Origin of the sequence: Paucibacter sp. XJ19-41 (genome assembly GCF_028462495.1) — a bacterium.
Classification (GTDB): domain Bacteria; phylum Pseudomonadota; class Gammaproteobacteria; order Burkholderiales; family Burkholderiaceae_C; genus Roseateles_E.
Map to the genome: position 1 here is coordinate 1 of NZ_JAQOWX010000151.1, position 11,019 is coordinate 11,019.

An 11,019-nucleotide genomic window follows, 5' to 3' on the forward strand; every position below is an offset into this window, starting at 1 on the left:
GGCAGGCCTCGAACAGGCGCGCGGCGGTCGAGGGCTCGCGGCGCGGCTGCGCGGCCACATTGCGCTGGCGCAGGCCCAGGCGCTGGCCATACTCCAGCCATCGCAGCTCCTCGACCCAGCCGCGCGTCACATGGCTGTCCGAACCCAGGCTGATCGGTGCGCCGCTGGCGAGCCAGCCCGGCAGATCGCACAGGCCGTCGCCCAGATTGCCCTCGGTACCGGGGCAGATCACGACACCGGCGCCGCTGGCCGCCACCGCATCGATCTCCTCGGGCAGGCTGTGGGTCGCATGCACCAGCTGCCAGCGCGCATCGGGCGCGAACTCGCTGCACAACCAGGCCATCGGCCGCTGCCCGGTCGCGGCCAGGCAATCGGCCACCTCCTGCTGCTGCTCGCTGATATGGATATGGATGGGCAGGTCCGCATCCCCGACCAGCTGTTGCAGCCGGCGGATGTCCTCGGCATGGGCGGCGCGCAGCGAATGCAGGGCCACGCCGGCATTCAGCAGCGGCCGGCCGGCCGCGTTGAGGCGTCGGCTGGCGGCCCAGACCCAGTCGGCGTCGCTGGCGAAGCGGCGCTGGTCGGGCCGCAGCTCGGCTTGAGCAAAACCGGCATGGGCATACAGCACCGGCAGCATCGTCAGGCCCAGCCCGACCTGGGCGGCCGCATCGGCCAGCGCCCAGCTCATCGCCAGCTCGTCGCCGTTGTTGGGCCCATAGGCGCTGCCGTCCTCACGGTGCTGCAGATAGTGGAACTCGCAGACCTGGGTGTAGCCGCCCTTGAGCAGTTCCAGATAGAGCTGGGCCGCGATGGCCTGCAGCTGGGCCGGCGTGATGCGCAGTGCCAGCCCGTACATGCGGTCGCGCCAGCTCCAGAAGTCATCATCACCGGCCTCGCGCCGCTCGGCCAGGCCGGCGAAGGCGCGCTGGAAGGCATGGCTGTGGGCATCGACCAGGCTGGGGATCACCGGGCCGTCCAGCCGCAGGGCATCGTCCAGCGCCGGACGACCGGCTTCGAAGCCGCTCCAGTGCCCCGACGAATTGACATGCATCAAGACCTGGCCCTGCCAGCGCCCGTCAAGCCAGGCCTGCGGTGCCCAGAACTGCTTGGCACCGGTGTTCATGCTTTCTTCCAGCTCAGCAGTTGCAGCAACAGGCGGCGCAGCAGCGGCTGCACGCCGGCCGCAGCGGCCTCGTCATAGGCATAGGGCGGCTGTTCCTGCATATAGCAACGCCAGCACATCTCCAGCTGAACCGCATGCTGGGAGAGGTCCGGCCGACCATAGTGGCGGGTGATGTAGCCGCCCTTGAAGCGGCCATTGACCACCTGGCTGAAGTCGCCCTGCCCGGCCAGCACCTGACCCAAGGACGCGGTGATGGCAGGGTCGCAGGAGCGGCCCTCAGCCGTGCCCAGGGTCAGATCGGGCAGCCTGCCCTCGAACAGCCAGGGGAGCTCGGACTAGATGCTGTGCGCATCGAACAGCAGGGCATAGCCGTGGGCCGCCTTGAGCCGGTCCAGCTCGGCCTCCAAGGCCTCGTGGTAAGGCCGCCAATAGGTCTCGCGGCGGCGCAGCTTTTCGGCAGCGTCGGGGGCCTGGCCGTCCAGATACAGCGGCTCGCCGCTGAAGAAACGGGTCGGGCACAGCTCGGTATTCGATGCCCCCGGATACATCGGCGTGTCCTCGGGCGGGCGGTTCAGATCGATCAGATAGCGCGAGTAGTGCGGGACGATCAGGCCAGCGCCCAGCTCCTGGGCAATGCCGCCGTAAAGACGCTCCAGATGCCAGTCGGTGTCCTCGGTCTGCAGCGCACGGGGCTGGTAGCGTCCGCGCTGGTCCTCGGGAATGGCGGTGCCCACATGGGGCATGCTGATCAGCAGCGGTGTGCTGCCGCGCTGCAGAGTGAAAACCTTGCTGCTCATCATCGTATCTTTCCGGCCCGCACTGCCCGGCGCAGCGGGTTGCGGCCAAAGTAGTAAGCCAGTTCATTGGGATGGGCGATGTCCCAGGCACAGAAATCGGCGCGCTGGCCCGCGACCAATTGGCCCCGGTCGCCCAGACCCAGGGCTCGGGCGGCGTTGACGGTGACGCCGCGCAGCGCCTCCTCGGGCGTCAGGCGGAACAGGGTGCAGGCCATGTTCAGCATCAGCAGCAGGGACAGGGTCGGCGAGGTGCCGGGGTTGTGGTCGGGCGAGATCGCGATAGGCACGCCGGCCGCGCGCAGCGCCGCCACCGGCGGCAGCTTGGTTTCGCGCAAGAAATAGTAGGCGCCAGGCAGCAGCGTGGCCACCGTGCCGCTGGCCACCAGCGCGGCAACGCCCTCGGGGCTCAGATACTCCAGATGGTCGCAGCTCAAGGCCTGGTACTCGCAGGCCAGCTGGGTGCCGCCCTGGTCGCTGAGCTGCTCGGCATGCAGCTTGACCGGCAGGCCCAGGCGCCGCGCCGTCTCGAAGACACGTCTCGTTTGTGCGGGGGTGAAGCCTATGCCCTCGCAGAAGGCATCGACCGCATCGACCAGACCGTCCTGCTGCAGCCTGACCATCCAGTCGCAGACGGCCTCGACATAGTCATCCTGCCGGCCCTCGAACTCCGGCGGCAGGGCATGGGCACCCAGATAGCTGCAGCGCACATCGGCGCCACGCAGCCGGCGCGCAACGCGCAGGCTGCGCGCCTCAGATTCCAGGCTCAGGCCGTAGCCGGACTTGATCTCTATCGTCGTGACCCCCTCGGCCAGCAAGGCATCGAGGCGACGCTGGGCCAGCGCCAGCAGCTCATCCTCGCCAGCCTCGCGGGTGGCGGCCACCGTCGAGCGGATGCCGCCGCCGGCCCGCGCGATCTCCTCGTAGCTGGCGCCCTGCAGGCGCAGCTCGAACTCGCGGGCGCGCTGGCCGCCGTAAACCAGATGGGTATGGCAATCGATCAGGCCCGGCGTCACGACCGCACCGCCGAGATCGTGCTCGGCGTCGAAGTCCAGGTCCGGGATCTGCTCGGCCTCGCCGACCCACAGCAGCCGCTCACCCTCGGTGACCAGGGCACCGTCTGCTATCCAGCCCCAGGGCTGATCGCCGGCCATGGTGGCCAGCCGGCCATTGCGCCACACGACCCGGCTCATGCTGTCTCTCCCTCAGCCCTGAGGACCAACCACCAGGCCGCACCCGGCGTCGGGCTGTTGAACTCGCAGCGCTGCGCGACCGGCGCCTCGCACCAGGCCAGGCTCATCGGTGCCAGATTCATGCTACGGCCCCCGTGACTCAAGACCCCGTCCCAGGCGGTGAACAGGCCCAGCCATTGCACACCCTNAGGCTCATCGGTGCCAGATTCATGCTACGGCCCCCGTGACTCAAGACCCCGTCCCAGGCGGTGAACAGGCCCAGCCATTGCACACCCTCGGGCAGCAGCGCGCCGTCGGCCGGCACGACCTCGACGCGGCCATGGCCGCGCCTGTGCATCAGATTGAAATCGCGCGTCATGCCGTCCAGCAGCCGGCAGTCGGGCGCCAGCGCGCCGTCGAAGGCCAGCAGCCCATCGCCGCAGCGCAGCGCGCGGCCTAGCAGCTCGACGCCACCACCCTGCAGCACGCCGAACCAGCGATCGACGCCGGGAAAGGCCGAGAACGGACCGTCGGCCTCGATGTCGGCGACGCTGATGCGCAGCAGCCATTGATCGGGCCGCGGCCAGGCCAGCAGCTCGCGGGTCCAGCCGCCCCCGTTCTTCCAGCGCTGCGGCGCCAGGTCTTGTGCGGAAACCGTGCTCCAACTCATGCCTGAAAACTCCCCTCGAGCAAGTAACGAGATCCCGGATGGGTCAGTCGCACCGTCGTCACGGTCAGCCCGCGGCTGAAGGTGCGGCGTTTGACGACCAGGCAGGGGTCACGCTTGCCAATGCCCAGCAGCCGGGCTTCCAGTTCGCTGGGCAAGGTCGATTCAATCGTATACCGAGCCTCGGACAGCGGCGCCACTTCCAGCAGATAGTGGGTCGGCGTTACCGTCGCGAAGTCCAGGCCCAGATAGTCGGGTGCGCAGGCGGGGTTCACGAGCCGGTCCTCGCACTGGATCGCGACCCCGTTCTCCAGATGGACGATGACGCTGTGGAACAGCGTGGCGCCGGCCTTAAGGCCGAAGTCGGCCGCCTGTTCGGTCGTGGCCTTGAGCCGTTCCAGCAGGTGCACGCGCGACTCGTGGCGATGGCCGCGCGCGGCGATCTCGTCATGCACATCGCGCACCGTCAGGGTGCTGGAGATGCGGTGCAGCTGGGCCACGAAGGTGCCGACCCCCTGCACCCGCTCGATCATGCCCTCCTGGCTCAGCTCGCGCAGCGCGCGGTTGACCGTCATGCGGCTGACGCCGAACTGCGCCACCAGCTCGGCCTCCGAGGGCAGCAGATCGCCGGCCACCCAGTGGCCGGACGCGATGTGCTCGCGCAAATGATTCTTGACCTTCAGGTACTGCGGCGCCGGTGCGCTTGTGCTGCTTGCCATGTCGCCCATCCTACTTGACTGTACTTGTATAGACAACTAAAGTTCGCGCCATTCCTTCCAGCCCCAGGAGATCCGCATGAGCTCGCAAGCCCGCACCGTCCGCGCCCCCACCGGCACCACCCTCGCCTGCAAGAGCTGGCTCACCGAAGCCGCCTACCGGATGCTGCAGAACAATCTGGACCCGGCGGTGGCCGAGAACCCAGACGCCCTGGTGGTCTACGGCGGCATCGGCAAGGCCGCCCGCAACTGGGACTGCTTCGACGCCATCCTGGCGTCGCTCAAGGCGCTCGACGAGGACGAGACCCTGCTGGTGCAGTCGGGCAAGCCGGTTGGCGTGTTCAAGACCCATCCGGATGCGCCGCGCGTGCTGATCGCCAACAGCAATCTGGTGCCGGCCTGGGCCAACTGGGAACATTTCAACGAGCTGGACCGCAAGGGCCTGATGATGTATGGCCAGATGACGGCCGGCAGCTGGATCTATATCGGCAGCCAGGGCATCGTGCAAGGCACGTATGAGACCTTCGCCGAGGCCGGTCGCCAGCACTTCGGTGGCTCCATGGTCGGGCGCTGGATCCTGACCGCCGGCCTGGGCGGCATGGGCGGCGCGCAGCCCTTGGCCGCGACCTTTGCCGGCGCCTGCTCGCTGACCATCGAGTGCCAGCAGTCGCGCATCGACTTCCGCCTGAAGACCCGCTATGTCGACGAGCAGGCCAGCGACCTGGACGACGCGCTGGCCCGCATCGCCAAGTACACCGCCGAGGGCAAGGCCGTCTCCATTGCGCTGCTGGGCAATGCCGCGCGCATCCTGCCGGCCCTGGCCGAGCGCTGCAAGGCCGGCACCGCCATCAAGCCCGATCTGGTGACCGACCAGACCTCGGCCCATGACCTGATCAACGGCTATCTGCCGGCCGGCTGGAGCGTCGAGCAGTGGAAGGCCGCCGCCGCCGACCCGGCCCAGCATGCCGAGCTGAAGGCCGCCGCCGCCAAGAGCGCCGCCGAGCATGTCAAGGCCATGCTGCTGTTCCAGGCCATGGGCATCCCGACCGTGGACTACGGCAACAATATCCGCCAGGTCGCGTTTGATGAGGGCGTCAAGAACGCCTTCGACTTTCCCGGCTTCGTGCCCGCCTACGTGCGGCCGCAGTTCTGCGAGGGCCGCGGCCCCTTCCGCTGGGTGGCGCTCTCGGGCGACCCCGAGGACATCTACAAGACCGACGCCAAGATCAAGGAACTGTTCCCGCATCACGCCGGCGTGCACCGCTGGCTGGACATGGCCAAGGAGCGCATCGCCTTCCAGGGTCTGCCGGCGCGCATCTGCTGGCTGGGCCTGGGCGAACGCCATATCGCCGGTCTGGCCTTCAACGAAATGGTCCGCAAGGGCGAGCTGAAGGCGCCCATCGTGATCGGCCGCGACCATCTGGATAGCGGCTCGGTCGCCAGCCCCAACCGCGAGACCGAGAGCATGAAGGACGGCTCGGACGCCGTTTCCGACTGGCCGCTGCTGAACGCGCTGCTGAACACCGCCGGCGGCGCCACCTGGGTCAGCCTGCACCATGGCGGCGGGGTCGGCATGGGCTACAGCCAGCACAGCGGCGTCGTGATCGTCTGTGACGGCAGCGAGGCGGCCGACAAGCGCATCGCGCGCGTGCTGTTCAACGACCCTGGCACCGGCGTGATGCGCCATGCCGATGCCGGCTATGAGCAGGCCCAGGCGTGCGCCAAAGAGCGCGGCCTGAACCTGCCGATGCTCACGAAGTAAGAAGGAAAAGAAAATGAACTTGGAAATCACTCCGGGCGAACTGACGCTCGATCAGCTGCGCGCGATCCGCAATGGCGGCATCACACTCAGCCTGCACGCCAGCGCTACCGACATCATCCGCCGCAGCGCCGCCGTCGTGCAGGCCGCAGCGGCCGGCGACGCGCCGGTCTACGGCGTCAACACCGGCTTCGGCAAGCTGGCCAGCACCCGCATCAGCAAGGAAGACCTGGCCACGCTGCAGCGCAATCTGATCCGCTCGCACTGCGTCGGCGTCGGCGCGCCGCTAGCACCCTCGGTCGTGCGTCTGATGCTGGCCACCAAGGCAGCGTCGCTCGCGCGCGGCTTCTCCGGCGTGCGCGAAGAGGTCGTGCAATGCCTGCTCGACGCCTTCAACGCCGGCCTGGTGCCCTATGTGCCGGCGCAAGGCTCGGTCGGTGCCTCGGGCGATCTGGCCCCCTTGTCGCACATGACCCTGGCCCTGATGGGCGAAGGCGAGATGCTGGTCGATGGCCAGCGCCGCCCGGCGCTGGCCGAACTCGAGAAGGCCGGCGTCAAGCCGCTGGTGCTGCAGGCCAAGGAAGGCCTGGCCCTGATCAACGGCACCCAGACCTCGACCGCGCTGGCGCTGGAAGGGCTGCTGCGTTTCGAGAAGGTCTATGCCTCGGCCATCGTCTCGGGCGCGCTGAGCCTGGACGCCGCGCGCGGCAGCGATGGCCCCTTCGATCCCCGCATCCATGCGGTGCGCGGCCAGCCCGGCCAGATCGAGGCCGCCCAGGCCTACCGCCAGATCCTGGCCGGCAGCGAGATTCGCGCCTCGCACCGCGAGGGCGACGAGCGGGTCCAGGACCCCTACTGCCTGCGCTGCCAGCCCCAGGTGATGGGTGCCTGCCTGGATCAGGCCCGCTATGTCCGTGACGTGCTCTTGCGCGAGGCAAACGCGGTCACCGACAACCCCTTGGTCTTCGCCAACGAGGACGGCTCGGCCGCCATGGTCAGCGGCGGCAATTTCCACGCCGAGCCGGTGGCCCTGGCCGCCGATGCGCTGGCCTGCGCGATCGCCGAGGTCGGCGCCATCGCCGAGCGTCGCATCGCGATGCTGATCGATACCAGCGTCTCCCGCCTGCCGCCCTTCCTGACCGAAAACGCCGGCCTCAATTCCGGCTTCATGATCGCCCATGTGACCGCCGCCGCGCTGGCCAGCGAGAACAAGAGCCTGGCCCACCCGGCCAGCGTGGACTCCATTCCCACCAGCGCCAACCAGGAAGACCATGTGTCCATGGCCACCTTCGGCGCGCGCCGCCTGGGCCCGATGCTGGACAACACCGCCCACATCATCGGCATCGAGCTGCTGGCGGCCTCGCAAGGCATCGAGTTCCTGCGCCCGCTGAAGAGCTCGCGTGCGCTCGAAGAGGTGCACGCGCTGGTGCGCAGCGTCTGCCCGCCGATGCCCGAGGACCACTATCTGGCGCCGGATATCGAGCGTGCGACCGAGCTGGTGTTTGCCGGCGAGCTGGCACGACTCGTGCAAAGGGAAGGCAGCATCGTCGTGCTGCCCTGAGCCTGCCCAACAGCAGCAGCAAGGAGCCGGCCGCGTGCCGGCTTTTTTGCGCCACCCCGGGTGAATCCCGGGGACGCAAACCAGGCGGCACGCACCATGATGGACACCCCTGCCACGGAGAACCGCTGACCATGAAGAAGACGCTGTCGCTGCTTGCCCTTGCCGCTTCGCTTGCCACCGCCGCCCAGGCCCAGGAGACCAAGGTCGGCGTCGGCATCTCCGGCTGGACCGGATTCGCGCCGCTGACCCTGGCCAAGGAGGCCGGCATCTTCAAGAAGAACGGCCTGGACGTCAGCATCAAGAAGATTCCGCAGAAGGACCGCCATCTGGCGATCGCCTCCGGTGATGTGCAGTGCGCGGCAACGACCGTCGAGACCTGGATCGTCTGGAACGCCAATGGCGTGGCCACCACCCAGATCTTCCAGCTCGACAAGAGCTACGGCGCCGACGGCATGATCGTCAAACCCGGCATCGCCAAGATCGCCGATCTGAAGGGCAAGACCGTGGCCGCCAGCGCGCCGGGCACCGCGCCCTATTTCGGCCTGGCCTGGATGCTGAAGAAGAACGGTATCTCGATCAAGGACGTCAAGGTCGTCAACCTGGAGCCGCAGGCCGCCGCCAATGCCTTCATCGCCGGCACCGGTGGCCTGGATGCGGGCATGACTTACGAGCCCTATCTCTCCGGCGTGCGTGCCAAACCCGAGGCCGGCACCATCATCGCCACCACCTTGGACTATCCGATGGTGATGGACACCTTTGGCTGCACGCCCAAATTCCTGGCCGAGAACCCCAAGGCGGCCAAGGCTCTGGCCGACAGCTATTTCGAGGCCCTGGAGCTGATCAAGAAAGACCCGAAGAAGAGCTTCGAGATCATGGGCGCCGACGTCAAGCAAAGCGGCGAGGCCTTCGAGAAGAGCCAGGCCTATCTGCGCTGGCAGGACAAGGCCGCCAACCAGAAGTTCTTCGCCGGCGAGCATGCAACCTTCAGCAAGGAAGCGGCCGAACTGCTGCTGGAGGTGGGCATCATCAGGGCCATTCCGGACCTGAGCAAACTGGCCGACACGCGCTTCATCCAGTAAGTCGGCATGCGTCCACTGCAAGCGGTATCGCCCGGGGCCCGCGTGGCCCTGGGTCTGTCCTTCTTCGTCCTCTTCGTCACCGTCTGGGCCATCGCCACCTTTGGCGGCTTTGTCGAGAAGACGTTTCTGGCCGACCCGCTGAGCATGCTTCGTTCAGGCTATGTGCTGCTGACCGAGATGGGCTTCGCGGTCGACATAGCCATGACGGTCTGGCGGGTGCTCGGCGGCTTTGTAATCGCCGCCACGCTGGCGCTGCCGCTGGGCGTGCTGATGGGGGCCTACAAGCCCATCGAGGCCTTCTTCGAGCCCTTTGTCTCCTTCGCCCGCTACCTGCCGGCCTCGGCCTTCATTCCGCTCTTGATGCTGTGGGTGGGCATAGGCGAGGCGCAGAAGCTGGCAGTCATCTTCATCGGCAGCTTCTTCCAGCTGACCCTGATGATTGCGGTGACGGTGGGCAATACCCGGCGCGATCTGGTCGAGGCCGCCTACACGCTGGGCGTCTCGGACGCGGGCCTGCTCAAGCGCGTGCTGCTGCCCGGGGCCGCGCCCGAAATCGCCGAGATCCTGCGCATGGTGCTGGGCTGGGCCTGGACCTATGTGATCGTCGCCGAGCTGATCGGTGCTTCAAGCGGCATCGGCCACATGATCACCGACAGCCAGGCCCTCCTGGCCACCGACCAGATCATCTTCGGCATCATCGTGATCGGCCTGATCGGCCTGGTCAGCGACTACGCCTTCAAGGCCGCGAACCGCGCGCTGTTTCCGTGGGCGCAGCTAGGTAAATGAGCGACAACAACATCCTGTCCGTGCGCGGCGTCTCGCGCACCTTCACCACCGCCGGCGGCCAGCAAACCGTGGCCCTGCAGGCCACCGATCTGGACGTGGCCGAGAACGACTTCGTCACCATCCTTGGCCCCTCGGGCTGCGGCAAGAGCACCTTGCTGCGCATCGTTGCCGGGCTCGATGCGCCCAGCGGAGGTCAGGTCTTGCTGGACGGGCGGGCCGTCACCGGCCCCGGCGCCGACCGCGGCATGGTGTTCCAGTGCTACACGCTGTTCCCCTGGCTGACGGTGCTGGACAATGTCTGCTTCGGCCTGCGCGAGCGCGGCATGGCACGTGCCCAGGCGGTCGAGATCGCCCAGAGCTTTCTGACCCAGGTGGGCCTGGCCAAGTTCGACAAGCACTACCCCAAGCAGCTCTCCGGCGGCATGCAGCAGCGCACCGCTCTGGCCCGGGCGCTGGCCAACCAGCCACGCATGCTCTTGATGGACGAACCCTTCGGCGCGCTGGACCACCAGACCCGCGAGCTGATGCAGGAGCTGCTGCTGGGCATCTGGGAGCGCGAGCGCAAGACGGTGCTGTTTGTGACCCACGACATCGACGAGGCCATCTTCATGGGTTCGCGCGTGGTCGTGATGAGCGCACGGCCCGGACGCATCAAGAGCGACCTGCCATCGCCTTTTCCGCACCCGCGCCACTATTCGATCAAGACCGCACCCGAGTTCGCCGCGCTCAAGCGCGAGCTGACCGAGCAACTGCGCGTCGAGGTGCTGGCGGCCCAAGGCTGAGAGCCTGTCTGCTGCGTCTGCGAGGTGCGTCGTCCGTCGGGCGCCGCTGCGGACTGTCCTGCTGCGGCTGCAGCCTGTCGCAGTCGGCTCGCCGACCGCGCGGCGACGAGCCACAGTGCACGACCGTCTCAACCGGAGCCCTGCCGTGGCCAAGTTCCTGATCCACTGGATGCTGCTTTCCTTCAGCCTCTGCACATCGTTCGCAGCGCAGGCGAGCAGCCCCCTTGTCGATGCCGCCTGGCTGCGCCAGGCGCTGGCCAGCGCCGCGCCGCCGCTGCTACTCGACGCCTCGCCGACCCGCCAGCATGGCGCCGGCCACATCCCTGGCGCGGTCAGCGTGGACTTCTACAGCTACGGCGCCCGCGAGGTGGACGCCGCGACGATGCAGGCCCGCATGCGGACTTGGGGCCTGCGCCATGCCAGCGAGCAGCTGATCGTGATCCATGACCAGGGCGGCACGATGCTGGCCACCTGGCTGTTCTATGAGTTGCACCGCCACGGCGTCGCGCCCGAGCGCCTGCGCCTGCTGGACGGCGGGCTGGCGGCCTGGAAGGCGGCCGGCGGCGCCGTCGTCACCGAG

Annotated in this window: 10 protein-coding genes and 1 pseudogene; 6 read left to right on the forward strand and 5 right to left on the reverse strand. The window is 67.9% G+C overall.

Annotated elements, in window-relative coordinates:
- The 5 genes and pseudogenes from PO768_RS25570 to hutC all read right to left on the reverse strand — a co-directional run.
- Window positions 1–1,123 (reverse strand): formimidoylglutamate deiminase (locus PO768_RS25570; protein ID WP_272648291.1); only part of this gene is annotated, 1,123 nt, incomplete at its 3' end.
- A pseudogene (gene hutG / locus PO768_RS25575) lies at window positions 1,120–1,923 on the reverse strand (N-formylglutamate deformylase). The gene PO768_RS25570 and the pseudogene hutG, both read right to left, overlap by 4 nt.
- Entirely contained in the window at window positions 1,920–3,110 is a 1,191-nt protein-coding gene (gene hutI, locus PO768_RS25580; protein WP_272648292.1) for an imidazolonepropionase, read from the reverse strand. The pseudogene hutG and the gene hutI overlap by 4 nt, the downstream one beginning before the upstream one ends.
- Window positions 3,111–3,249: 139 nt before the next feature.
- Window positions 3,250–3,759: a HutD/Ves family protein gene (locus PO768_RS25585; RefSeq protein WP_272648293.1), complete on the reverse strand. Its 510-nt coding sequence runs from the start codon at window positions 3,757–3,759 to the stop codon at window positions 3,250–3,252.
- Window positions 3,756–4,475: a histidine utilization repressor gene (gene hutC, locus PO768_RS25590; protein WP_272648294.1), complete on the reverse strand. Its 720-nt coding sequence runs from the start codon at window positions 4,473–4,475 to the stop codon at window positions 3,756–3,758. Before hutC ends, PO768_RS25585 begins: the two co-directional genes overlap by 4 nt.
- Window positions 4,476–4,551: 76 nt before the next feature.
- On the opposite strand from hutC, the gene hutU reads away from it, so the two are divergent.
- The 6 genes from hutU to PO768_RS25620 form a co-directional block, all read left to right on the forward strand.
- Window positions 4,552–6,234: a urocanate hydratase gene (hutU, locus tag PO768_RS25595; RefSeq protein WP_272648295.1), complete on the forward strand. Its 1,683-nt coding sequence runs from the start codon at window positions 4,552–4,554 to the stop codon at window positions 6,232–6,234.
- A gap of 13 nt (window positions 6,235–6,247) precedes the next feature.
- A complete protein-coding gene (gene hutH / locus PO768_RS25600) occupies window positions 6,248–7,792 on the forward strand; it encodes a histidine ammonia-lyase (RefSeq protein WP_272648296.1) in 1,545 nt (514 codons plus the stop codon).
- Window positions 7,793–7,923: 131 nt separating this feature from the next.
- Entirely contained in the window at window positions 7,924–8,871 is a 948-nt protein-coding gene (locus tag PO768_RS25605; RefSeq protein WP_272648297.1) for an ABC transporter substrate-binding protein, read from the forward strand.
- Between the two features lie 6 nt (window positions 8,872–8,877).
- Window positions 8,878–9,657 carry an ABC transporter permease gene (locus PO768_RS25610; RefSeq protein ID WP_272648298.1) on the forward strand — a complete coding sequence of 260 codons (780 nt, stop codon included), beginning with the start codon at window positions 8,878–8,880 and terminating at the stop codon, window positions 9,655–9,657.
- The gene (locus PO768_RS25615; RefSeq protein ID WP_272648299.1) at window positions 9,654–10,439 is read left to right on the forward strand and encodes an ABC transporter ATP-binding protein; all 786 of its coding nucleotides are present in this window, start codon (window positions 9,654–9,656) and stop codon (window positions 10,437–10,439) included. Before PO768_RS25610 ends, PO768_RS25615 begins: the two co-directional genes overlap by 4 nt.
- A gap of 145 nt (window positions 10,440–10,584) precedes the next feature.
- On the forward strand, window positions 10,585–11,019 hold a 435-nt coding region (locus tag PO768_RS25620; RefSeq protein ID WP_272648300.1), incomplete at its 3' end, for a rhodanese-like domain-containing protein.

What these genes read in the sequence shown, in the direction of transcription:
- PO768_RS25610 (WP_272648298.1), top strand. Translation starts at nt 8,878, where the DNA reads ATGCGTCCACTGCAAGCGGTATCGCCCGGGGCCCGCGTGGCCCTGGGT.
- hutH (WP_272648296.1), top strand. Translation starts at nt 6,248, where the DNA reads ATGAACTTGGAAATCACTCCGGGCGAACTGACGCTCGATCAGCTGCGC.
- hutU (WP_272648295.1), top strand. Translation starts at nt 4,552, where the DNA reads ATGAGCTCGCAAGCCCGCACCGTCCGCGCCCCCACCGGCACCACCCTC.
- hutC (WP_272648294.1), bottom strand. Translation starts at nt 4,475, where the DNA reads ATGGCAAGCAGCACAAGCGCACCGGCGCCGCAGTACCTGAAGGTCAAG.
- PO768_RS25605 (WP_272648297.1), top strand. Translation starts at nt 7,924, where the DNA reads ATGAAGAAGACGCTGTCGCTGCTTGCCCTTGCCGCTTCGCTTGCCACC.
- PO768_RS25615 (WP_272648299.1), top strand. Translation starts at nt 9,654, where the DNA reads ATGAGCGACAACAACATCCTGTCCGTGCGCGGCGTCTCGCGCACCTTC.
- hutI (WP_272648292.1), bottom strand. Translation starts at nt 3,110, where the DNA reads ATGAGCCGGGTCGTGTGGCGCAATGGCCGGCTGGCCACCATGGCCGGC.